19 protein-coding genes are annotated in these 24,588 nt (G+C 43.6%); 14 read left to right on the plus strand and 5 right to left on the minus strand.

Annotated features, from left to right (window positions below; all coding sequences use genetic code 11):
* Window position 1 precedes the first annotated feature (1 nt).
* The 7 genes from O9X84_RS07225 to O9X84_RS07255 all read left to right on the plus strand — a co-directional run bounded on the left by O9X84_RS07225 (window position 2) and on the right by O9X84_RS07255 (window position 8,030).
* The gene (locus tag O9X84_RS07225; protein WP_269519006.1) at window positions 2-1,168 is read left to right on the plus strand and encodes a glutathionylspermidine synthase family protein; all 1,167 of its coding nucleotides are present in this window, start codon (window positions 2-4) and stop codon (window positions 1,166-1,168) included.
* A gap of 169 nt (window positions 1,169-1,337) precedes the next feature.
* Window positions 1,338-1,880 carry a rhomboid family intramembrane serine protease gene (locus tag O9X84_RS07230; RefSeq protein ID WP_269519008.1) on the plus strand — a complete coding sequence of 181 codons (543 nt, stop codon included), beginning with the start codon at window positions 1,338-1,340 and terminating at the stop codon, window positions 1,878-1,880.
* Between the two features lie 44 nt (window positions 1,881-1,924).
* Window positions 1,925-2,626, plus strand: a complete 702-nt coding sequence (locus tag O9X84_RS07235; RefSeq protein ID WP_032097241.1) for a VC0807 family protein — start codon at window positions 1,925-1,927, stop codon at window positions 2,624-2,626.
* A gap of 208 nt (window positions 2,627-2,834) precedes the next feature.
* Window positions 2,835-3,614 carry an ABC transporter ATP-binding protein gene (locus O9X84_RS07240; protein ID WP_269519009.1) on the plus strand — a complete coding sequence of 260 codons (780 nt, stop codon included), beginning with the start codon at window positions 2,835-2,837 and terminating at the stop codon, window positions 3,612-3,614.
* Window positions 3,611-3,772: a hypothetical protein gene (locus O9X84_RS07245; RefSeq protein ID WP_269519010.1), complete on the plus strand. Its 162-nt coding sequence runs from the start codon at window positions 3,611-3,613 to the stop codon at window positions 3,770-3,772. The genes O9X84_RS07240 and O9X84_RS07245 overlap by 4 nt, the downstream gene beginning before the upstream one ends.
* 26 nt (window positions 3,773-3,798) lie before the next feature.
* Window positions 3,799-6,759, plus strand: a complete 2,961-nt coding sequence (locus O9X84_RS07250) for an FtsX-like permease family protein (protein ID WP_442864515.1) — start codon at window positions 3,799-3,801, stop codon at window positions 6,757-6,759.
* Complete coding sequence (locus tag O9X84_RS07255; protein ID WP_269519012.1) at window positions 6,756-8,030, plus strand: lipocalin-like domain-containing protein; 1,275 nt, start codon at window positions 6,756-6,758, stop codon at window positions 8,028-8,030. Before O9X84_RS07250 ends, O9X84_RS07255 begins: the two co-directional genes overlap by 4 nt.
* 46 nt (window positions 8,031-8,076) lie before the next feature.
* Here O9X84_RS07255 and glsB read toward each other — a convergent pair whose 3' ends face one another.
* The 3 genes from glsB to O9X84_RS07270 all read right to left on the minus strand — a co-directional run bounded on the left by glsB (window position 8,077) and on the right by O9X84_RS07270 (window position 11,973).
* Entirely contained in the window at window positions 8,077-8,985 is a 909-nt protein-coding gene (gene glsB, locus O9X84_RS07260; RefSeq protein WP_269519193.1) for a glutaminase B, read from the minus strand.
* A gap of 168 nt (window positions 8,986-9,153) precedes the next feature.
* A complete protein-coding gene (locus O9X84_RS07265) occupies window positions 9,154-10,497 on the minus strand; it encodes an alkaline phosphatase (RefSeq protein WP_269519013.1) in 1,344 nt (447 codons plus the stop codon).
* A gap of 516 nt (window positions 10,498-11,013) precedes the next feature.
* A complete protein-coding gene (locus O9X84_RS07270) occupies window positions 11,014-11,973 on the minus strand; it encodes a chemotaxis protein CheV (RefSeq protein WP_269519014.1) in 960 nt (319 codons plus the stop codon).
* A 526-nt stretch (window positions 11,974-12,499) separates the two neighbouring features.
* Here O9X84_RS07270 and O9X84_RS07275 point away from each other — a divergent pair.
* From O9X84_RS07275 to O9X84_RS07290, 4 genes are all read left to right on the plus strand, one after another.
* Window positions 12,500-14,095, plus strand: coding sequence for an isocitrate lyase (locus tag O9X84_RS07275; RefSeq protein WP_269519015.1), 1,596 nt, complete (start codon window positions 12,500-12,502; stop codon window positions 14,093-14,095).
* A gap of 537 nt (window positions 14,096-14,632) precedes the next feature.
* Window positions 14,633-15,577 (plus strand): LysR family transcriptional regulator, encoded by a 945-nt coding sequence (locus tag O9X84_RS07280; RefSeq protein ID WP_269519016.1) that lies wholly within the window; start codon window positions 14,633-14,635, stop codon window positions 15,575-15,577.
* Between the two features lie 245 nt (window positions 15,578-15,822).
* On the plus strand, window positions 15,823-18,018 hold the full coding sequence (locus O9X84_RS07285; protein WP_269519017.1) for a malate synthase G: 2,196 nt from the start codon (window positions 15,823-15,825) through the stop codon (window positions 18,016-18,018).
* A gap of 209 nt (window positions 18,019-18,227) precedes the next feature.
* Window positions 18,228-19,127 (plus strand): patatin-like phospholipase family protein, encoded by a 900-nt coding sequence (locus O9X84_RS07290; protein ID WP_269519018.1) that lies wholly within the window; start codon window positions 18,228-18,230, stop codon window positions 19,125-19,127.
* A 95-nt stretch (window positions 19,128-19,222) separates the two neighbouring features.
* Here O9X84_RS07290 and O9X84_RS07295 read toward each other — a convergent pair whose 3' ends face one another.
* Window positions 19,223-20,239, minus strand: a complete 1,017-nt coding sequence (locus tag O9X84_RS07295; protein WP_269519019.1) for an NAD-dependent epimerase — start codon at window positions 20,237-20,239, stop codon at window positions 19,223-19,225.
* 154 nt (window positions 20,240-20,393) lie between these two features.
* Entirely contained in the window at window positions 20,394-21,173 is a 780-nt protein-coding gene (locus O9X84_RS07300; protein ID WP_269519020.1) for a S1 family peptidase, read from the minus strand.
* A 587-nt stretch (window positions 21,174-21,760) separates the two neighbouring features.
* Between O9X84_RS07300 and O9X84_RS07305 the strand changes: the two genes are divergently transcribed.
* The 3 genes from O9X84_RS07305 (at window position 21,761) to O9X84_RS07315 (ending at window position 24,466) form a co-directional block, all read left to right on the plus strand.
* Window positions 21,761-22,585: a PEP-CTERM/exosortase system-associated acyltransferase gene (locus tag O9X84_RS07305; protein ID WP_269519021.1), complete on the plus strand. Its 825-nt coding sequence runs from the start codon at window positions 21,761-21,763 to the stop codon at window positions 22,583-22,585.
* Between the two features lie 7 nt (window positions 22,586-22,592).
* The gene (locus O9X84_RS07310) at window positions 22,593-23,450 is read left to right on the plus strand and encodes a ThiF family adenylyltransferase (protein ID WP_269519023.1); all 858 of its coding nucleotides are present in this window, start codon (window positions 22,593-22,595) and stop codon (window positions 23,448-23,450) included.
* Between the two features lie 140 nt (window positions 23,451-23,590).
* On the plus strand, window positions 23,591-24,466 hold the full coding sequence (locus tag O9X84_RS07315; protein ID WP_269519024.1) for a hypothetical protein: 876 nt from the start codon (window positions 23,591-23,593) through the stop codon (window positions 24,464-24,466).
* The last annotated feature ends 122 nt before the right edge of the window (window positions 24,467-24,588 follow it).

Genomic DNA, 24,588 nt, shown 5'->3' on the forward strand with positions numbered 1-24,588 from the left:
AATGTTTAGAATGCCCTGCCAGCCGCGGCCAAACTGGCAGCAGCTAGCCTCAGAGTTCGGCTTTCACTTTCATACCATGTACGGACAGCCGTATTGGGATGAAAGTGCCTATTATCAGTTTTCGTTAGCGCAAATTGAAAACGATATTGAAGCTCCCACCGCAGAATTACATCAAATGTGTTTAGCCGTGGTGGAAGAAGTAGTTAACAGCGAATCATTACTTCGCCGATTTGCCATACCCGAACAACACTGGGATTTGGCTCAATCAAGCTGGTTTAATGCCGACCCCAGTTTATATTCTCGTCTAGATCTTGTTTATAACGGTTCGGGCCCAGCGAAGTTATTGGAAAACAACGCCGACACGCCCACCAGCCTATACGAATCAGGTTTTTGGCAGTGGCTGTGGCTAGAGCAGAACGTGGATAATGGGAAACTGGCTAGGCATTCAGATCAATTTAACAGCCTGCAAGAAAAACTGGTTCATCGATTCCGTGAAATCGCCAAGCATTATAATATTCAGCAACTTCACATGGCCTGTTGCAAAGATACCGATGAAGACAGAGGTACCGTGCAATACCTTCAAGATTGCGCGGCAGAAGCTGGGCTGCTCGCCGACTTTGTGTTTATTGAAGACATTGGCATTGCAGATACTGGTGTGTTTACCGATTTAAATGACAATCCTATCACAGATTGTTTTAAGCTTTATCCGTGGGAGTTTATGCTTCGGGAAGAATTCGGCGACGCGCTAGCCAGTGCAGAAGTGAATTGGCTAGAGCCTGCTTGGAAATCTGTTTTATCGAACAAAGCATTGCTTCCTATGCTGTGGAAGATGTTTGAAGGCCACCCTAACCTGCTACCATCGTATTTCAGCGATGAAGCTGATAAAGCGGTTGCGTCGGGTAAATGGATTAAAAAACCATTGTATTCACGGGAGGGTGCGAACGTTTCGATTCTTCAAGATGGCAAAGAGGATGAGCTAAGCAACGGTCCCTATGGAGAAGAAGGCTTTATCGTGCAGGCCTTTGAACCTTTACCCACCTTTGGTGATAATTACACGCTAATTGGCAGCTGGCTGGTAGATGACATGCCTGCGGGAATTTCAGTCAGGGAGGATACGTCTGCCATTACACAAGACCTCTCGCGCTATGTGCCTCACATTATTTTATAAACGAAAGACTTTATGAACGCAAGAATCTATGAGCGACAGGTTTTATGAACACAGGATTTGTGACCATGTGCGCTCTAAAGTCCATATTACTTGTATTACATTCTAGCACCGCAATATTAACACCGTGCTACTCACAATACTTATTTAGCATTATCGTAAAGGACACGTTATGAAGTCGCTATCGATGCAGCTGCGCATCATACTTACCGTAGTCGCACTGTTAATTTTAATTGAAGTGGCAAACCTTTTAACAGGTAATTCACTCAATGCCTTTGGCGTTGTGCCACGCTCTTTAAATCACTTGCCATTTATTTTTACTGCCCCTTTTCTTCATGGCACTCCTACACACTTAATGGCAAACCTATTGCCGCTCATGCTGTTCATGTGGCTAACAATGCAATGGGGCAAGCGCACCTTTATTATTGCTACTGTTTGCGCGCTGCTTATTGGCGGCCTCGGCGTATGGCTGTTTGGACGAAGCGCAACACATATTGGGGCCAGCGGCATGGTATATGGCTACTTTGGCTTTTTGGTATTGGCTGGGTTTAGAAGCAATAAAGTTCGATATTTGCTCATTTCCTTGGTGGTTGCTGCGCTATACGGCGGAATGTTAGTTGGCGTACTTCCCACATCAAAGTTTATTTCGTTTGAATATCACCTATTTGGCTTTCTAGGTGGGTTATTTGCCGCTTGGCACTGGGCACGGAAGTAACTTTCCGTATAATCATATTACAGAACTCGAAGTTACAGATTGATATGTCAGCAGTACAACAACCTCAGCAAAAAAATCAGGGCTTTTTTGGCAACCTCGCCTTTAATATCATTATTCCTGTAGTGCTTATGAGCTATGCAAGCTCTGAGGACTATTTAGGCCCTGCGTGGAGCATAGTGGCGGCGCTAAGCTTTCCCATCGGCTACGGACTTTATGATTTAAAGCAGTCGGGTAAAGTGAATGGTTTCTCAATTCTTGGGATCATCAGCGTACTGCTTACCGGGGGGTTTAGCCTATTAAAACTTCCCGCCGAGTATATTGCGATAAAAGAAGCCGCGATCCCCGGCCTTATTGGCATTGCAGTTTTAGTCACTCAATATACCGAAAAGCCGTTAGTCAAGATGTTGATATTAAATGACCAAATTATCAATTGGCCTCATCTAAATCAGGTACTTGACGCTAAAGGTAAGCAGGTTGAGTTTAATAAAAAAGTGGCAGTAAGCTCATATATTGTTGCAAGCTCTTTCTTTTTGTCTTCTGCGCTTAATTACATATTGGCAAAAATGATACTCGTCAGCGAACCTGGCACAACGGCCTACACCGAAGAGCTTGGCAGAATGACAGCACTAAGCTACCCCGTGATCGTCATTCCCAGTATGGTGTTACTGATTGCTGCGTTGTGGTATCTGTTTGCTCAAATAAAGAAAATTACGGGTGAAGAGCTCGATAACTTTATTAATCAGTAGTCGTATATATATTTTTATTCATGGTCGTGGCCTGATGGGCTGCGGCCAACTCCAAATAAAATATTTCTTTTTCCTTTTTCGTTTTTCCCTTTTCCTTTCCTAATTACTGACATCTCCCTCGTGATGTGACAACTTTTGTTGCACCAAAACTAATGACAAACCGTACAATGTACGTCTTACTTTGTTCAAAACGGTCCCCCTGCCACCTATGTTGAAAATTGAAAAGTTAACAAAATCGTTTGAAGGCGTTAGCGCTCCTATCCTTTGTGATTTAGACCTTTCGGTAAATAACGGCGATTCCGTGAGTATTCAAGGGGCTTCAGGGTGTGGCAAATCAACGCTATTATCTCTTATTGCAGGCTTTGATACGCCTAGCTCAGGTATTATTTTAATTAACGATTACTGTTTGTATAAAAGCAGTAAAAGTTCATTTCAAGACGTTCACTCCAATGCCCGAAAATTAACTGCGGCTGAAAAAGGCACGTTTGGAACAGAGACTGTTTTAAACAGTGTAGTGAGAAATAGAAGCTATGTTGATGACTTTCGAAAGAATCATTTGGGGATCGTATTTCAAAGCTATAACCTGTTTGATTGTTTTAATGCATGGGACAACATTGCGTTTACCGCGCGATTAAAAGGTAACTACAACCCGCAGTATCAAACTGAACTTATGGAACAGCTCAGTATTTTGCCTCTTGCGAAAAAGCCAATTTCTCAGTTATCGGGTGGTGAGCAACAGCGCTGTGCAATAGCAAGAGCACTGGTACACAAGCCCTCTTTAATACTCGCCGACGAACCTACCGGTAATTTAGATGAAGCCACCAGCCAAGCTGTTTCCGATATTCTCTATGACATTTGTAGCGCGATGAACACAACATTACTGGTTGTGACACACAGCCCTGATGTGGCTAAAAAGGCGAATTTCCCTTTGTGGCTACATAAAGGCAAATTGAACAAAGAAAAGTCGCCGATTAAGGAATTGCAGTGAATACAATGATTGGCGTCATTATGGGTGGCATAGTGACAGCAAAAGCGAGCGCAGTCGTTAATGCAACAGGTAATGCAACAGGTAATGCAATAGTTAATGCATGTGTCAAACCTGCCTATTATTTAAATGATGAAGTGTCCCTTTGCATAGAACCTTAAACCTCACCCTTAACGCCCTTTTAGCCATGTCGCGGGTAAGACCGTGGGAACCGCTGCTCATCATGTTTGCTATCATTTTAGCAAATGCAGGCCTCATTACCGTGCTGCTCATTAACGAAGGCGCTTCACAAGGTGAGCTAGCCAGCAGCCAGTCTTCTATTTTTAATGGCGGTACTATTGTTTTTGTCGACAAGGCTGCTATGTCCAACAGAGCTGTGGATGAGGCTGCAAGTGCGCCTCAAATAGGTAAAGTGGGTGAAGTGGGGAAAGACGACTCTCTCAGTAAAGCTGATTATGCGAAATTGAGAATGGCAGGGTTTACCCAACTGGTAGCGTTTAGCCAGAGAGAACAAAGGTTCTCATGCGCTGAAGGTGGCAATAGCGATAACCAAGTAGAAACGTCGCAAGCGGCTTCAGAGCTGTCTCTTTTAGGAATAGATAACCAAGCCCTTTTTAGCTATCCAGTTGCTGGGGACAAAGCAGGCTCAATTTCAAATAGTATGGCTGGGTTAATGTCAGCAAATGGGGGCTCTGCTGAGCCACATCATGTTGTGGGCGCCATACACCCGGCTACAAAATCAAAGCTCGGCTGCGATGTGTTGTTTTTCAGTAGCAGTCAAAAGGGTAATAAAAAAGGTAGTCAAAAAGGCAGCCAAAAACTCAGTCAAAAAGGCAGCCAAAAAAATAGCCAACTAGTCCGTGATGACAAACAAGACGGCAAAGTCTCTTCATCAGGAGTTTCTTCATTAGGAGCGTCTTCATCAGGAGCCTCTTCAGCTGCAGCCTTACCTACGGGGCCAGCTGAAGCGGGAGCTAAAACGGCAGGTGCATTGCCGCCCTCTTCTGATATCACTTCAACGTCGTCATCCTCATCGGCCACTATTGTACAGCTAAGTGTAAGCACTGCAGTGCCTCAAGATACTATTGTTGTGTCGCTAGCAGACTTTTATCGCCGAAATATCACTGAGGCCACTTGGCCCCTATCAGGTTTTTTGTCCTTACTTCCTCTCTCACAAAATGAGAAGCTAGATATACAACAAAGGCTTTCACAGACCGTTGCATTTGAAGATGTCAGTACGCAACAAGATACAGGCTCGTTACCAGATAGCTTTAAGCTGAATTTATGGGCTATGGGCGCGTTAATGGCCGTAGTAGCTCTCTTTATTGTGTTAAACGCGCTGAACTTGATGTACCGAACTCGTTTACCCAATATTATTAGAATGAGGCAACTGGGCATAAGCAGCCGCTATGTAACCACTGCACTGCTTATCGAACTGTTACTTTATTGTGTGTTTAGCGTGCCCATTGGCTGTGCCGCTGGCTTTTATGCCGCGTCAATGCTTTCACCGATTATAAGCGGCACTTTTTCGTCCCTTTTCAACGCAGTGTTTATTACTCCTGACGTCAACCTGATCAGCACACTCGCGCTCTCGGTTTTTGTTACCTTTTTATCGCTGGGCATATTTGCTCTCATTCCAGCAAAGCAACTCTCCACTGCATTAAGCACAAGCAAAGTAAAAGCCGCTCAGCCTATGCGAAAACGCTCTGTCCTTGTTTGGACGATAGCTGGCATTGCACTTTTAGCCATTACCCAAGCGTTAATATCAACTACGCTGCACGCGCTGCTGTTTGTTGCACTATTATTGCTGGTAAGCTGCTCTCTCGTGATTATCTGGTTGCCAATACTGGCCAACGGTGTGATGAAGGTGACGCCTCCTAGTAAACCCGTTTTACACTTTATAGTGGCAAGTACTGCACAGCTTTCTTCTCGTACCCGTCTTGCCGTCTGTGCTTTTTTCATTGCGCTTACTGCTAACATTGGCATGAACGTTATGACCGATAGCTTTCGTGCGGCTACGGAAAGTTGGCTAACACAGCGATTATACGCCCCTGCGTATTTGTACACCGATAAAGCACTCTCTGAGCTTGTTATACCCGAGGGCGTTGCCTCAACACCATTGCTACGACTTCAAGGTAAACTCGTTGCACAGTCTAATACTATTGGCAATGATTTTAGTAGCTCTGATTCTAGTAGCAACGATTTTAGTAGCAGGGACTTTAAAAGTGCGGATGCTACCACTGTTTCAATTAGCAGTTACCCTACCCATGATAATGGTCGTAATGCCCTAGTTGTAGACTCAAGTGTTCCCAATGCATGGGCCAAGTTTGAAAGCGGTGAAGGCATTTACATTAATCAACAGCTTGCGTTTTCCAATGATGTTTCACTGGGCGACACACTTTTTCTTGAAGAGATGAAGGCCGCCAATATCGATGAGAGCTCTAAGAAGCACAACAATAGCTTCTTTAACAAACCACCCTCTTTTACTGTATTAGGCATCTACCCAGATTACGGCAATATAAAAACGCAATTGCTGTTACCACTTTCAAGCTTTAATAGAGATACTATTGGTGACGCCGCATTTTCTGGCGTGCTTGCTATCTCTTATGGTCAATCTACTTTCCCAGCTAATACACCTGAAGCGCCTCAAACCTTTGAGCAGAAGGAAGCAACACTCGCCACCCAGGGCAATCTCTACAGTAGAGAAGAATTACTCACGCTTTCGATGGATACCTTTGATAGAACCTTTGTTCTTACTGATGGCTTAAATATCACAACGCTGCTTGTAGCGGGGATCGCCTTTGCAGTATCGCTAAGTATATTATCGCTCAGTAATGCATCGTCACTTACTGTGCTGCGGGCACTTGGGGTGAGTAAAGCAGCAGTGAAGCTCAGCTTACTGGGACAATATATTTTTCTATGTCTACTCACCGCCTTACTTGCCGTACCGTTTGGTGTTTATCTAGCCTATGTATTTATCTTCAAAGTTAATCGGCTTGCCTTTAGCTGGGTGTATCCACTGGCCGTCGACGTTGGCGTTATCGTAAGCAGTGTAACGGTGTCGCTCGCAATCATATGCTTGGTAATTGCCCTTCCATTAGGTCGGCTAAAGCCCAAAGTAGATTTACGACAGGATGCACCGCTATGAAACCAACGCTTAACCTGCTCTCAGAGATTTTTCCTACGCTCACGAAAAGAATCGAGCCCTTCAAATTTTTCTTTCAAGTAGTATTGGCCGTTTGTGTATTAACCTGCAGTGCTTGCTCAGATGCGCCAGCGCCTTCTCGTTTCTTTGGGGAGCTATCAAAAAGTAACTCTGAAGATAGCGCTGAAGATAGCGCTGAAGATAGCTCTGAGAATAAGTCTGTAGATGGCCGTGACAACGAGTCTTCAACCAGCTCGTTTCAATCTGTGAATAAAACCACACCTTTAGTGTTACCGAAGGATCATGGCAGCCACCCTGACTATCAGCTTGAGTGGTGGTACCTAACCTTTGTATTAGAAGATGATGAGAAAAACGAATACGGCCTACAATTTACCTTGTTTCGATTTGCTAGTGCAAAAGAAGCTCAGGTAGCAAGCTCGTGGTCTACGCCACAGCAGTGGATGGGACATGCGTCATTACACTCAAAAGACGAGCACTTTTTTGAAGAGCGCTTGGCTGCTGGAGGCGTAGGAAACGCCTTTGTAAAGTCTGCCCCCTTTAACGCGGTTATCGATAATTGGTCGTGGCAATCAAAAAACGACTCCCCTTTTCCCGCAACATTACAATTCTCTATCAATAATACCGTAGACATTGCTCTGTCACTCACCGCCAACGGCCCATTCGTTAAACAGGGCGATAAAGGCTACAGTAAAAAAACTCAAGACGCGCGCCTTCGCTCCTACTATTACAGCCAGCCTTTTATAAACGCCAGCGGCACTATTGATATGAACAACACAGCGTTTAACGTGAAAGGTTTAGGCTGGTACGATCATGAATGGACAAGCCACTTAGCTAACAGCAATGCTATGGGTTGGGACTGGTTTTCACTGCATTTAGACGACGGTAGTAAGCTGATGGCGTTTCGTATGCACGCTGCTGATAATGGTACTAACGCTGGTGCGAGTACAATAAATAGAGGCAATGAAATATATACGACAGCTTCTTACATCACAGCTTCAGGGGGTAAAGAAACATTAGCATTGCATGAAATCAGCATAATGCCGCTAGATAATGAACAAATTACTACGGTAAATGCCGAGCGTGATGTGCCCACCACGTGGCAGATAACCATTCCTGGTAAAGGTTTGGATATTACTGTATCGCCATTCAAATCTGGCCAGTGGAATAGCAGCGTATTGGCGTATTATGAGGGAAGAGTTGACGTAACCGGCACCCATAAGGGGGCTGGCTTTATGGAATTAACGGGGTATTGATATATTGGAGCTACCAAGGTTCGTAAAACGCGAGCCAATTAACGCGCTAGTAAATAGACCAGTTAATTCGCTCGCTTAACGAGGTTAATGCGGCCACGCCAAGTTGAGAATTCCCGACACTGTTAAGAGCGGGCGAAAATACGCAAATGGTAAAGCGCCCTGGAACGACAGCGACAATACCGCCACCTACCCCACTTTTACCTGGCAAACCTACTTTAAACGCGAAACTACCTGCTTCATCGTACATACCGCTAGTGGCAAGCAACGCATTAACCTGCTTAGTTTGATAAGGGGTTAGTACTTGCTCATCAGCACACGCTGACAAGCCACGATTGGCAAGAAAACTAATGGAGCGCGCCAAGTCTTCACAGCTCATCTCTAAAGCGCAATTATGAAAATAGTTGTGCAATACATCTTCAACTTCGTTTTCAAAATTGCCGTAAGCCTTCATTAGGTAGGCCATTGCCGCATTTCTTGAGCGATGCTGAAATTCTGACTCAGCCACTACCTTGTTCACCATGATTTCGCCGTTACACGATAAACGGCGAACAAAGTCCCGCATCGCGATATGGGGAGAGGCGAAACGGGACTGCACCATGTCGCTGACTACTAACGCACCAGCATTGATGAAAGGGTTTCTTGGCATCCCGTTTTCGTACTCAAGCTGCACTAGCGAGTTAAATGGCAACCCGGATGGCTCGCAACCGACTCTGTCCCACATGGTCTCGCCATAGTGATTGATAGCAAGTACCAAATTGAACACTTTTGAAATACTTTGAATTGAGAACGGTACACCAGCATCGCCAATCGACGTAATCTGGCCTTGAATATCGCATATCGCAATGCCGAATTGACGTGGATTAACGGTTGCAAGGGCTGGAATATAATCAGCCACCTTGCCCATACCCAGCATGGGCTCTACCTCATCATAAATATCTTGAAGTAGTGCTCGCATGTCATCGTTCATCAAACCAATCTCTCCATTCAGTATTTCTATCCAACCTTTCTATTCAACCTTTCTATTCAACCTTTCTATTCAACCTTTCTATTCAACCTTTCTATACAATCATGTTTGTGTCGTCTTACAAGTGCAATTAAACGATAGCAACACAGGTTGGTTTGGCTATTTGTCCAGAAAACCAAAGATTTTTTTAGCTATATCAGTATTGTCTATTTGCCCAGTAAACGAAGAAGCACCAGCACCAAACGCAAATACTTCAACATCTACACCTGTATGGCCAGTCGTTGTCCAACCCGTGTTTGTTTTCACATCCAAAAATGTTTTAACCGCTGCGTAACGAGTTTCTTCATCTTGATTTGAGACACTATCTAACATTGCGAGTTCTTCACTGGTAAGGGAAAGACCCAATTGCTGTGCAGCGTAATCTCCTGGCATGTCCTCATCAATCATCTTTTTGGCAATCATGCGAGCAGAAGCCGACATAGTGTGAAGGTACTCCGGGCTCCAACGATAATCACCACCCGCACCAATGGTAAGGCCACCAGTACTGTGATCTGCAGTAAGCACCACAAGTGTGTCAGGATGGGTTGCAACATAGTCACGCAAATATTCAATCGTTTGAGCTAAATCATGCATCTCTGCCATTGCTGAGCCAACATCATTAGCATGACCCGCCCAATCTACCTGACTGGCTTCAACCAATAAGAAATAACCGTTATCGTTTTCAAGGTGCTTGATGGCATGTTCAGTAAGATACGCAAGGCGATCTTTGCGGTTATCGTCTAGCACCGCCGGAAGCGCGACAGGAGCGAATAAACCGATAACATCGCTTCCCGCTGGAATGGATGACAAGCCTTCGTAAGAGTCTGCGTATTCATAGCCTTCATCAACAAATTGCGATAACAGGTTTCTGTCTTCTCGCTTAAAATAAGCTGTTCCACCGCCAAGCATTACGTCAGCGACAGGCTCGCCATTTACGCGTATATCGAAAAAATCGTCGGCTATTTCGTTGTAGTTTTTGCGGCTTTCATTGTGTGCGATGTAAGAGGCTGGCGTGGCGTGAACAATCTGCGAAGTAACGGCCAGCCCTGTTCTCATGCCCTTTGATTTCGCATAATGCATAACAGAATTAACAGGCTTTTTATCAACGTCAACGCCAATAGCGCCATTGTATGACTTAACGCCAGTTGCAAGTGCGGTGGCCGCGGCGGCAGAATCGGTCACGTAACCAGATACTTTAGCAGGATACGTCGATGCGTTGCCTAGAAGAATGTCATCGAAAACCACGCTCTCAATTTCAGGCGTAGCAGCATTATCGACATAATTGCGATAGGCAGTGGTATAGGCGGGTCCCATTCCATCTGCAACAACCATTATGATATTTTTCGGCGCGTTTGTTGGTGCGACTTGTTGAGCGTTATCGACACTTTTAGTCATTGTACAGCCTGCAATGAATGCGACAGACAAACTGCTTACTAATGAGGCACGTAATACGTGTTTAACCATGTTGAACTTCCCGGGGTAATAACATGCGCAATGTGTTTAGCAAAACGAAACGGCGCATACTGCTAAGTAATGTATTTAGAAATCATTGTTTTAGAAATCATTGTTCACGCCTGAGCGTCTTGGCGCTTGTTACACTTTAATCAATATAATACAACGACGAGTTAGGTTTTAACTAAAGTACTTTCATGTTTAAGTCATTGTTTATTAATTTAAAGATACCCTCTTCTAAACGATATTTATTTAGAGGAGCATGTGCCTACAAGAGCGTGCACGAATAAGGTATTGCTTTTCTTTATGCAATTGTAAAGCAGACTCACCCCAACAACAAAACTAAAAGGTCGTAGGGGCGATGAAGTGAGGATAAAACAAGCACAAAGGCAGATGCTGGCGCAAAATTTTAGCGCTAGCGTGTATGGTTAGCTCTTAGTATTGTATTTTTATCAGCTCGTGTTGCAGGGTACTCTGTAATATCACGTGTCAGAGCGCAGAGCCATTTCTATCTATCATGGAGCTGCTTTACTGTTTTTGCTCCGATAGATACTCGCGCATGCGTTGCTGTGCAACATCCACCAGCATATCGGGCTGAAATTTAGAGATAAAGCGGTTGCACCCCACTTTTTCAACCATGGCATCATTAAAGCTGCCGCTCAATGACGTATTAAGGGCAATGAACAAATTACTCATTCTTGGGTCGCTGCGAACTTCTGCAGTTAAACGGTAGCCATCCATCTCTGGCATCTCGGCGTCAGTGAACATAAGCAAAATCTCATCACAGGGGTTTTTCCCCTCATCAGCCCATTGCTTTAACAATGCTAGTGCTTCTGCGCCGTTTTTACGCTCTATAATTGCGATCCCTAATTGTTTAAGGGTATCACTTATCTGTTTTCTTGCCGTACTGGAATCATCTACAATAAGTACCTTTTTATCGACGAAGTGATTTACAATTTCGGTATCGAGTATTTCGTCAGAAATTGAAATATCGTAATCGATAATCTCAGCGAGCACTTTTTCGACGTCGATGATTTCCACCAACTCCGTTTTACCTTCAATATTCACTTGCGTTATGGCGGTTAAATAATTCGACTTCCCCATTGCGCTAGGTGGCGGCTGAATAGTATCCCATGACGTGTTAACAATACTTTTCACTTGCCCAATGATAAAGCCCTGAACACTGCGATTATATTCGGTAATAATGACATTTCTGGCAGTTTCTTCGGTAGCAACACCGCGCATTTTGATTGCCTGGCGCAAGTCAATAACCGGAATTGCGCTGCCTCTGTAATTCATTACACCTCGCAAATTATCGTGGGAGCCAGGCATCTTATTCATTTTTGGGACATCGATGACTTCTTTGATTTTAAATACGTTCATAGCAAAGATATGACGTGTACCTAGCTGGAACATCAACAGTTCCAACCTATTTTCACCAACTAACTTGGTTCGTTGGTCGACAGACGACAATACACTTTTACTCATACTACTCACTTTTAATCGATATTTAAAAAGGCAATAGGCCCGTTTTACTCATTAACGCTGTTGTAGCGTGACACGCCAGACTATCAGCCTTCTCGGTTGGTATGAACACATTTGCACTAAAGTCTAAGGCTCTGTAAGAGCCAGTTAACTTCTCAAAAAGACGTTACTTTGCGTCAGCAACTTTATCGGTCGACTATTGACAACTCTTGAGCGGAGACCCCTGCCTATTGATATCGCCTTTTTTTCACCACTTCTTAAATATAGATGTAAATATCAAAATCTTCCTATTTATTAGCCCCCACTGCTCATTGCTCAACGCAAATAACACTAAGAGTAGAGAAGCCGATGAGCATTCACAAGATAAATGACGGCAATGCAAAATATATATTTCTATTATTTCGATAACCCCATTAGGATGAAATGGAACTCACGGAAACGCCCTACCGCTGAATCGTTGTTGACGAAAAGCAAGCTAAACAAAAAAAGCGTTAACGTAAAAATATAATCATAGACGGGAGAGACGCTCATGTCGCAATACCAACAAGATATTGATAACTTCGCAACTTTAAAAGCAGCACAAAAAGGCGCATGGGAAGGTATTAATCCAGAATTCGCCGCTCGCATGAAGCTTCAAAATCGTTTTAAAACCGGTTTAGACATTGCTCGCTATACAGCAGCAATTATGCGTAAAGACATGGAAGAATACGACGCCGACTCTTCACAGTACACTCAGTCGTTAGGCTGCTGGCACGGCTTCGTTGGGCAACAAAAAATGTTGTCAGTTAAAAAGCATCAGGGCACGACAAGTAAAAGTTACTTGTACCTGTCAGGTTGGATGGTAGCAGCGCTTCGCTCAGAGTTCGGCCCTCTTCCAGACCAATCAATGCATGAAAAAACATCGGTTTCATCACTTATTGAAGAGTTATACACGTTCCTTCGCCAAGCAGACGCTCGTGAATTGGGTGACCTTTTCCATAAACTTGACGATGCAAAAGCTAACGGCGGCGACGTTGCGGCAATTCAGTCAGAAATAGAAAACTACGAAACACATATTGTTCCTATTATTGCAGATATCGATGCAGGCTTTGGAAACGAAGAAGCGACTTACCTGCTTGCTAAGCAAATGATTGAAGCGGGTGCTTGCTGTATTCAAATTGAAAACCAAGTATCAGATGCAAAGCAATGTGGTCACCAAGACGGTAAAGTTACCGTTCCTCATGAAGATTTCTTAGCGAAAATTAACGCCGTACGTTACGCGTTTCTTGAGCTAGGTGTAGACGACGGTGTAATTGTAGCGCGTACCGATTCATTAGGTGCAGGCCTTACGCAAAAAATACCGGTATCTCAATCTGAAGGCGATTTAGCTGCACAGTATAATGCGTTCCTTAAAACAACCGACGTTGCCAGCGCTGACGATGTTAACGAAGGTGACTTAATCCTTAAGCAAGGCGGAAAGCTAGTTAAGCCAGAACGTTTACCAAATGGATTGTTTAGATTTAAAGACGGCTCAGGTTTCGACCGTGTTGTTCTTGACTGTGTTACATCACTTCAGCACGGTGCAGATCTTCTTTGGATTGAAACTGAAAAGCCTCACGTTGGGCAAATTGCGGAAATGGTTAACGCTATCCGCGAACAAGTACCTAATGCGAAACTTGTTTACAACAACTCGCCATCGTTCAACTGGACGCTTAACTTCCGCCAGCAGGTATTCGATGCGTGGAGTGAAGAAGGTAAAGACGTTTCTGGCTATAACCGTGCTGGCCTAATGGCAGTAGAGTACGACGAGAGTGAATTAGCGGCAGTAGCCGATGAGAAAATTAAGAGTTTCCAGGCAGACGCTGCTCGCGAAGCCGGTATTTTCCATCACTTAATCACGCTTCCGACTTACCACACCACTGCGTTATCTACTGATAACTTGGCGAAAGGGTACTTCGGTGAAGAGGGGATGCTTGCTTATGTACGCGGTGTTCAACGCCAAGAAATTCGCCAAGGTTTAGCGTGTGTTAAACACCAAGCAATGGCAGGTTCAGATTTAGGTGATACGCATAAAGAGTACTTCTCTGGTGATGCGGCGCTTAAAGCATCAGGCGATGACAATACAATGAACCAGTTCGACGTTTAACGGAAAGTTCCCAACCTTTCCTTTACTGGGCACCTTAGGGTGCCCTTTTTTATAATTATACCAATCGGCATAGATAATTGCCCGCTCGGAAGGCGCTGGCAAGTTTCCTAGCGAAGCTTGGGAATGCAGGAATGGCTGTTCCCTTTCAAATTCCCAGTATGAAGCTAGGAAGCTTGCCAGACCTTCCCGAAGGGCGAGTTTAAAATGTCCGTACTCTTTGTTGTGTCACCTTGATGTAGAACCACTGCACCTGCGGTAACACGCCGCGATTACGAACATTTTAAATCTCGCTGAGTGGGTAACTATCTATGCGGACTGGTATTATTCATTATATTGATGTTATATCTTGCCGCTTTCATCATCATGAGTTTGAGAAATACACGCCCAAACGTTAGCAACATATTAATTAATCATTTAAAATCAGTTATTTGAAGCAATAAAATAAATGTAAACTAAGACTAAACGCTTATCTGACAAGAGACGCAAAACACTTTACAATACACTTCTTTAATCATCTTCAAAAAGAGCATTACAGCAATGAATATAGCGAAGGTCGATCTTAATCTACTGGTTTATTTGGATGTCTTATTACGAGAAGGCAGCGTAACAAAAGCGGCAAACCAACTAAGCATTACACAGCCGGCCATGAGTAACGGCTTGAAACGTCTTCGCGACCTGTTTAAAGATCCACTTTTAGTGCGAACAAGCGACGGAATGACGCCCACGAAACGGGCATTAGAGCTTCAGCCTATTATTCGAGACGTACTAGGCCGCTTAGAAAGTTCCATTCAGCCAGAGTCTGAATTTGATCCGCTCACCAGCGAGAGAACGTTTCGCATTATGACCAGTGATTATGCAGAGAGTACCTTGTTGCTTGAGCTTGTTGGCCGGTTAGCCGACTTAGCGCCTAATATCACGTTAGATTTAATTACGCCAAGTGATGTGACGTTTCACGATGTAGAACAAGGTAAAGTAGACATGGCGATAAACCGCTTTGACGAACTACCCTTATCATTCCATCAAAAAGTTGTGTGGTACGACACCTTTAGCTGCGTGATGAGTGCCGACCACCCCCTGGTTCAACGTTGTGACTTAGAAAGCTACATCAATGCACAACATATTTGGGTAAGTAAAACTGGTTTTGGCGTTGGCGTAGGTATCGACCCTAACGAAGTTCAAAAGCTTGGCTGGGTGGACGCAGAGCTCACGAAGATAGGCAAACAAAGAGCAATTCGCGTTTTTACTCGTCATTATCACGCAGCGCTTCAAATAGCGAAAAAACAAAAACTTATCGCGACGCTACCTAGTAAAGCAGCGAAGCTTTTTAAGCACGATCCTGATGTGGTCATTAAAGAGCCGCCGTTTGATATTCCACCTATTGCATTGAAAATGGCTTGGAGCGCACTACTTCACCACGACGCCGGTCATATTTGGCTACGCCGACTAATTAGTGATGTGGCGAGCGAAATGAATGCTGTTTAGTAGCAACGCTACTAGACAATAAAAGCAGTAGAACCCATCGAAATACTGGGATTTATCATAGCAAAGCCAATGCATTCATGAAATTTATGACAGCAATACAAACCATAAATTAAAAAACTATCTCTATACGCACTACACTAGGCCCAAGATATTACAAAAAGCACAGTACTAAAAGTGTCGTAGGCAGGTAGTACAATACTTACCTAGTAAAACTTTTCCTAGTAAAGCAATGTATAGAGGTAGTTATGCAAGGATATATCACGCACGGTCGACTTCAGGTAGCAGAGCAACTTGAAAGCTTTATTAACGATCAGGCCTTACCAGGCACACATGTTCAGCCAGAATCATTTTGGAAAGGTGCTGAAGCCCTCTTTGCAGAATTCATTCCTCAAAATCGCGCTTTACTCGAAAAGCGCGAACATCTACAACGCGCTATCGATGATTATCACAAAGCGGGTAATCCAGCCCCAGGAAATGAATACACCGCGTTTTTAAAAAAAATCGGTTACTTGGTAGAGCAGCCCACTGAGGTTGCGGCGGCCACCACAAATGTGGATCCTGAAATTGCTACCATGGCCGGACCTCAACTCGTTGTACCTATTAACAACGCACGTTACGCACTCAATGCAGTAAACGCTCGCTGGGGAAGCCTTTACGACGCGTTGTACGGCACCGATGTTATTGGCACAGAGGATGGGGCAGAACCCGGTAAAGCGTACAACCCTGCTCGCGGCGCGAAGGTGGTTGAAAAAGCAAAAGCCTATCTAGATACCATGATCCCCCTTGCAAAAGGCAGTCATGCAAATGCGGTAAAATACAAAATAGAAACGGGGAAACTATCGGTTCAACTAACCGATGGTGATGTGACTACCCTAGCCAATACCGAGCAGTGGCAAGGTTATCAAGGCGAGATAGATGCACCAACTGCTCTATTATTTGCGCACAACGGCCTGCACTTTGAAATTCAAATAGACCCCACACACCCTATTGGTGAAAGCGACTCAGCCAACGTAAAGGACGTACTCGTTGAAGCTGCACTAACCACTATTATGGATTGTGAGGATTCGGTTGCCGCAGTAGATGCTGAAGATAAAACATTGGTTTACAGCAATTGGCTTGGGCTAATGAAAGGCAGCTTGCGCATTGAAATGACAAAGGGTGGCAAAAACATCGTGCGCGCTATGCATAGCGATCGTATCTATCACCCTTCAAAGCACGCAACTTGTGAGCAAAAGACCTCGCAAAACGAATTAGTGCTTTCAGGTAGAAGTTTGATGTTCGTTCGTAACGTGGGTCACTTAATGACAAACGACGCCATGCTGTTTGATGGCGAAGAAGTGCCTGAAGGTATAATGGACGGACTCATCACTTCGCTTATCGCGAAGCACGACTTGCTCGGCAACAGCGAGTACAAAAATAGCCGTGAAGGAAGCGTGTATATCGTTAAGCCTAAAATGCACGGCCCAGAAGAAGTGGCGTTTTCCAATGTCTTGTTTGAACGTATTGAAGGCATCATCGATGTACCGCGTAACACCCTTAAAATGGGCATTATGGATGAGGAGCGCAGAACCAGCGTTAACCTGCAAGCCTGCATTGCGGAAGCACAATCGCGCGTCGTATTTATCAATACCGGCTTTTTAGACCGCACTGGCGATGAAATTCATACCTCTATGCTTGCCGGTCCATTTGCAGAGAAAGCGACATTAAAAACGATGTCGTGGATTAAAGCCTACGAAACGGCAAATGTAGCAGTTGGTTTGCGCTGCGGATTGTCTGGCAAAGCCCAGATAGGAAAAGGCATGTGGCCAATACCTGATGAAATGCAAAACATGATGGACGCGAAGATTGGGCACTTAAAAGCCGGCGCGAACACCGCATGGGTGCCCTCTCCTACTGCAGCAACACTGCACGCCCTTCACTATCACGATGTGAACGTGTTTAATGTCCAAAAGCAGTTAGACGAAAACTTCAACGGCCTTAACGACATTCTCACTATTCCGTTGTTAGAAGATACGTCTAGCCTTACTCGTGACGGTATTAAACGTGAAATCGATAACAACGTTCAGGGAATTTTAGGCTACGTTGTTCGCTGGGTGCATCAAGGTGTGGGCTGCTCTAAAGTACCTGATATTAATGATGTAGGCTTAATGGAAGATAGAGCCACCTTGCGTATTTCTTCGCAGCACATTGCCAATTGGTTAGAGCACGGCATTGTAAGCGTTGACCAGGTTAAAGAATCGTTGTCACGCATGGCTGTGTTGGTAGATGAACAAAATGCCAGCGATGCTGAATACATTCCAATGACGCCAGACTTGGAAAACTCCATCGGTTTTCAAGCCGCTAGCGACCTAATATTTAAAGGTAAGGAGCAACCATCGGGTTATACAGAGCCTCTACTGCATGCAAAACGCCGTGAAATGAAAGCAAAACTAGCGCAGTAATTCCTTTCATTATTCTGCATAACAAACGGGGGCTTTTTAGCACCCGTTTTTCTTTGTAAAGCAAAAGCTAATAGTTAAATATTAGTGGTGATTTGTCGCCCCTACACTATGATTAATTTATGCTCGAATTTTGCCTTCGATATTCTCAAGATATAACCATTCAGTATCTAGGCTCCGCATGTTAAGCGCAATTAAAAACAGAGAGAAGTATGGCAATAGCTACTGCCCCAACAACACGTATTGTCCCCATTTTTTCAGGTGGTGGAACACGACTTAGCGCACATATCGGCATTATTAAAGCGCTGCAAGACATGAACATCGAGTTCTCCACCCTTGTAGGGGTGTCTGGCGGCTCTATTGTTGCGTCACTATTTGCAAAAGGTTACTCCGTTGAACAAATGCGAGAGCTAGCGCTTAATACCGACTTTAAGCAGTTTACTGCTTTCAGCCTGTTCAGATTACTTCGAGAAGGCGGCTTATCATCGGGGGATGTATTCCAGCAGTGGATTGATGATCAGTTAGAAGGCGCAACGTTTTCAGATATGCCAATGGCCTTGAATATTTTAGCGACCGATGTAAATGGTGGTGGACCAGTACTGTTTAATCAAGTAACCACACCAGACATGAAAGTGTCTGAAGCAGTACGGTATTCCATGTCTATCCCCCTCATATTCTCATTTAAACCATTCAAGGAGTACCTACTGGTAGACGGCGCCATACTCTCAGAAGACGCATTATTTGAAGACTGGCAGGGCGACGGCACACCATCAGTATGTTTTCGCCTACAAAGCACTATGCAAAAACGCAGGATAATCAAAAAGAATGTATTACAGCTTCCCCAATATGTAGGCATGCTTATCAGAACATTTATGACGGCTATGTCTAGGGAATATGTAAACGCCCGTTATTGGCACAACACCGTAGTGGTGAATACGGGAGAAATTTCAGCGGTGGATTTTTCGCTAACGCCAGAGATAAAAAACACCCTATTCGACCTTGGATATTCTACAACCCGTGAATTTTTGCCAAAAAAATACGCGGGATATATTCAAGCAAATGGGAAGAGCAGCGGGCAAAAGAACACTGAGCAAAAGAGCACGATGCGTTAACTGCTACTAAACGTACTAACAAACGGTAAACGACTAAATCGACCCTGCACTATTGCGAGAGTCGATTCGCTCGGCCATCTACAACTACGGCAAGCTTAGATGTTGTAGAAATCACGATACCAATCAACAAACGCTTTCACACCTTTGTCGATATTCGTTTTTGGCTGGTAGCCCGTGTCAGCTACTAAGGAAGACACGTCGGCGTAGGTGTCGGGCACATCGCCAGGCTGCATTGGTAATAGCTCTTTTTTAGCCTCTACACCTAACGCTTCTTCTAAGGTTTCAATGAACCGAAGTAGATGCACTGGCGTTTGAGCACCAATGTTGTATACCTTATAAGGCGCCTTACTGGTACTAGGGTCGGGTTGCTTGCCATCCCACTGCTCATTTGGCGATGCTACATTATCAAGTGAGCGAATTACACCTTCAACGATATCATCAATATACGTGAAATCACGGCGATGATTACCGAAGTTATACACCTGAATAGTATCGCCTTCTAAGATCTTCTTGGTAAACTTAAACAGCGCCATATCAGGGCGGCCCCATGGACCGTAGACAGTGAAGAAGCGTAGACCGGTGGTGGGTAGGTTATACAAATGACTGTAGGTGTGCGCCATGAGTTCATTGGCTTTCTTTGAAGCTGCGTAAAGACTAACTTGATGGTCTACATTATGCTGCTCTGAAAACGGCATAGTTTCATTAGCGCCGTATACAGAGCTAGATGAGGCATACACTAAATGACCAATGTTGTTGTGCCTGCACCCTTCAAGAATATTCACAAAACCAACAATGTTTGAGTCTACATACGCATTGGGGTTTTCAAGAGAATAGCGAACCCCAGCCTGCGCCGCTAAATGCACCACTTTGTCGAATGTATGCTCTTCAAAAAGCGCGGTCATTTTATCCCGCTCTTCTACACCCATCTCAATAAATGTGAAATGTGACGCTGCATTTGAGGCCTTGATATGTGCTAGACGAGCGTGCTTCAAGTTAACATCGTAATAGTCGTTAATATTGTCAATCCCGACAACATGGTCACCACGATTAATAAGATACTGTGATACGGCTGCGCCAATGAAGCCTGCAGCGCCGGTGACTAAAATTTTCATAAGATCCTTATTGAAAAAAAGTTGTGATGTTTGCTATCCCGTAGATTTATTGCCAGTGGAAAGCCAAATTCGTGTGCAGGTAAACTCAAAAAGGCTTTCGAAGCGAAATAGTATGATTTGATGAAATACCAGTGATGAAACAATTTCATTCTTTTTATCTATCTGAAACTCTTGACAATAATTTCTCAATAAAAGCAACAGGTATAGCATAAGAAATCCCCGAAGGAGCTGTAAGCGCGCTTTCTTTGGCATCCTTCACTATGACTTTATTTATGATCCCAATGACTTTGCCAGATTTAACATCATACATAGGACTGCCGCTGTTACCTGGGTATGCTGTAGCATCAAGTTGATAGATGACGCTTGTACTTGCCAAACGCTTCATCATTTCAGCTGTTAATTGATCTGCGTTTTGTGCAGGGATTGCATCTGGAGTTAAGGCTGAAATAAAGCCTCTGTGGGTTGCGGGGTATAACCCAAGAACAGCGCCAATCGGGAAACCAGTGAATGCGATCTCTTTGCCAGCGGGAAGCAATTCAGAATCATCTAACTCCAGTGGCTTTAACCGCCCTTCTAGTGCAATGAGTGCAAGGTCATGCTGTACATCAATATGGACTACACTTCCCTTAATCATGTTTAACTTTGTTCCCTTCCCCTTCAAAACAACATAGTCTTCGACAATTGTTGGGTCCAGTACACTTGATACAACATGATAATTTGTAACAACATAATTGCCATTGCCAACAGCAAATCCAGTGCCCAGTATTTTGGGAGTGGAATGCTTCAATGGAGAATTCAAAGCTATCGCCACAGTACTTTCAGATACTTTTTCAACAACCTTATAGAAAGGAGTTTCAGTTTCCCGGTGCGCACACGCCGTCGAAGAAGCAAAAATAAAAGCGATGCATAATATAAATGTCACTAGCTGTTTCAAGTTAATCCCCTTTTAAATTAGCCTTCATAGTTACTGTGAGCTCTACACCAGCTCAGAAAATACCGGAAACGCTGAATGATTTGACCACCAAGGTTTTGCCGTTAATTTAAAAAACCTATGTTTTCTCCACAAATTTACTATCAGCTCTATTCCTTATAACGGCTTCAACTTGCCGTTAATTGCTCGACTATAATGGCAAGTCTTCTAATATAGTGTTTATATTCGGTACAAACAATGTTTGATTTTACGATGACAAAAGGGTCAAATCTAGCGACTTCGCTTTGACCCTCATTCAACTTTTTATTAAATAAAAAGCCGTTACAAAACGCCAGTCTATCAAAATTGTATGGTATCCAACTTCAAATAACAGAAAATCAAGACTAATATTACAGATAGACTACTTCAAAATACGAATACTTTACGCTGTCAATGACAAAACGGGGTATAGGGGTGTTTAACTAGCAGCAAACTAACTAATAGTTTGACCGACCTTGGATAATTAGCAAAAAGTTTTAGATGCATGAGCACTAGAATTTGTTAATCTCGAGAAATACTAAAAATTAGAACTCTATGGGCGATGTATAAAAGTGGATTCAAACTCATTCCTCGGTAAAGTTACACAGATAGTAGGGCCGACGTCTAAAGTGGGTAAACTTTTGGGTGGATACCAAAAGTTGCGTGAAGCGAATTTCATTTCAACTCATTTCTCTACTTACTTAGAGCCCGCTGTAGCGCAAAAAGAAAACCTAAAGTCAGAGAGCTATAAAATTAGGCATAGCGTTTATTGTGATGAGTTAGGCTTTGAACCAGTTAGGCCCGATGGTGAAGAAAAAGATGAGTTTGACGATTATTCTACACCGTGCCTAATTAAGCAGAGGAGCTCCGATAGTTATGCAGGAACGGTGAGACTTGTTAAACCCCGAGATAAAGGTCACAAGCTTCCCATCGAGAAGTTCTGCCTCAACTCAATAACGCACGAAACACTAAACCCTGAAAACTTTCAGCGCCACGAGATATGCGAAATATCAAGGCTTGCGGTACCTGCAAAATTTAGAAAGCGTGAAATGGACCGATATGCTGGGGCAGCTACTGGTGTTATAAATCAGCACACATATTCAGAAGATGAACTTCGATGTTTTCCCTTTATCGCAATAGGCCTTTATTTTTCTGCTGCCGCTCTCGTTATACACAACGATATAAAGCATACTTATGTGATGATGGAGCCAAGGCTGGCGCGCAGTATGCGTTTCATAGGCATCCAATTTGAACAGATTGGACCTATAGTTGACTACCATGGTAAACGCGCTCCGTTCTACATCAATCCAACATTACTTTACAAAAGCCTAAGACCGAGCTTTAGGGTTATGCTCGACAACATCCAAGAGTCAGTAAACAAGTACCCTATAGGATAAAATGGTAATGTTTGATTACTTAAAAGCTTTTTCTAGAAACATTGGCTGGCTAACTGAAAGTGAACAGCTGACAATTCAATCAAAAAAAGTAGCAATCGCCGGAGCGGGTGGCGTTGGGTTTGAGCACGCAGTTACATTGGCCAGACTGGGAATTGAAAGATTTGCTATTTCAGATTTCGACGCCTTCGAAATTCATAATATTAATCGGCAAGCTGGTGCCTTTCAATCCACGATGAATAAACCAAAAGTTGAAGTACTTCAGCAGGTTTTAAAAGATATTAATCCTAACTGCTCTATTGAAGTATTTCCGCACGGTGTATCTACAGACAATCTTTCTGAGTTCCTTTCAGATGTTGACATTTATATAGACAGCTTAGATTTTTTTGTTATCGACATTCGTATACAGGTATTTAATTATTGCCGAACACATGGCATTCCAGCAGTAACTGCTGCCCCTCTAGGAATGGGCACTTCCGTGATTAGTTTTACACCAAAAAGTATGTCCTTTGATGACTATTTCGATATTAACGAAAGTGATAGCGAAAATGAAAAATGCCTCAAATTTTTGGTTGGTCTCTCCCCCACAATGCTCCAAAAAAGCTATCTAGTTGTTCCTGAAGCAGCGAACTTTAAAGAAAAGAGAGGCCCTTCAACACCTATGGCGGTGAAGCTTTGTGCAGGTGTAGCTGCTACCACAGCACTCAAAATTTTACTAGGTCGCGGGGAAGTATTGACCGCTCCAAAAGGAATTCATTTTGACGCCTATCGCAATAAAATGAAAATTACCAACCTAAGAAATGGTAATCGGGGCCTTTTGCAAAAACTAACGCTCAAGATTGCCAGAAAAATTGTCCTCGACTCCTAGTGTCGGCTTTTTTTACATTATGCAAGACAGCAATTTACGGAATTTGAAAACAGTGCTAGTAATCATGTACTTAAAGAACTGGCACAGTTTAAGCTTATATCAATGCGTAACATCTATCGAATTGTTCAAACGGAGGCAACATGAACAAGCTTACTAAAATTTTTGCAGGTGTGGTTTTAGCAGGAAGCGCATCAGTTGCGTCTGCTGATCCTTTATTCGTTGATTATGAAAACGATGGCGTGACGTCTGACCCTTTCACATCTTTCATCTTTAATTCTTTCAGCCCCAAGTCCGCTTACTTAGATTTAGATGGAAGCGGAGTTATTGGCAACGGTACTCACGTATTTGACTCTGGCAGTGGCACTATTTCAGGCTTGAGCCCATTAGCGTTCCCACTACCCCGCGATGGTTTCGCTAGCGATTGGGGTCTTAATTTTGAATACGAACTATTTGGATTTTCTGCTCTAGCAGTGGACCTTAATGGTGACAACATTTTCAACGCAGGTGACGACCAGCTAGCAGCAGGCTTCATCGACGGCTACATTAATTTTTCGTATACCGCAGGTGGAACAGAAACGGGTGAGGTACTTTCTGTTGCAGTTACAGGATCTGCTTACAATATTAATGACGGTTTAAACTTCACTGTTTTCGGCGAGCCCGTTTCTGCTACCAATTTAATAAATACGGTACAAGCATTTGATGGTATGACCGGCCTAGGCGACTTACTTGCCTCGCCTAATGCTGATGACTACGGTCTAGGTGCATTTGCCACTTTAAAAATATTAGACGCTACACAGGCACCTGAAGTTGATGACACCTTTGCTGTGAGTACGTTCCAACAGAGTATTATCGATACATATGGTATAGACGTTACCATTGATTCACAGTGGCTGACAAGAGAGACGACTGTTGACTCATCTAACTTGTATATTACTGCTTCCTCACCTACTAACGCTGCTTTAATGGGCTTGTGTTTGATAGGTTTAGGTTTATCAAGACGTTTTGCAAAAAAATAGTAATAAAGCGCATTTCTAAAAGCCACTCAATTGAGTGGCTTTTTTTTGCTTGGATTATATTTCATTGATTAATCAAGCGTTTCTAAAGTAGTGAAATTTGCATGTGCCTATACACTATAAAT

The organism is Alteromonas sp. BMJM2 (genome assembly GCF_027257845.1).
In the GTDB taxonomy this organism is placed as follows: domain Bacteria; phylum Pseudomonadota; class Gammaproteobacteria; order Enterobacterales; family Alteromonadaceae; genus Alteromonas.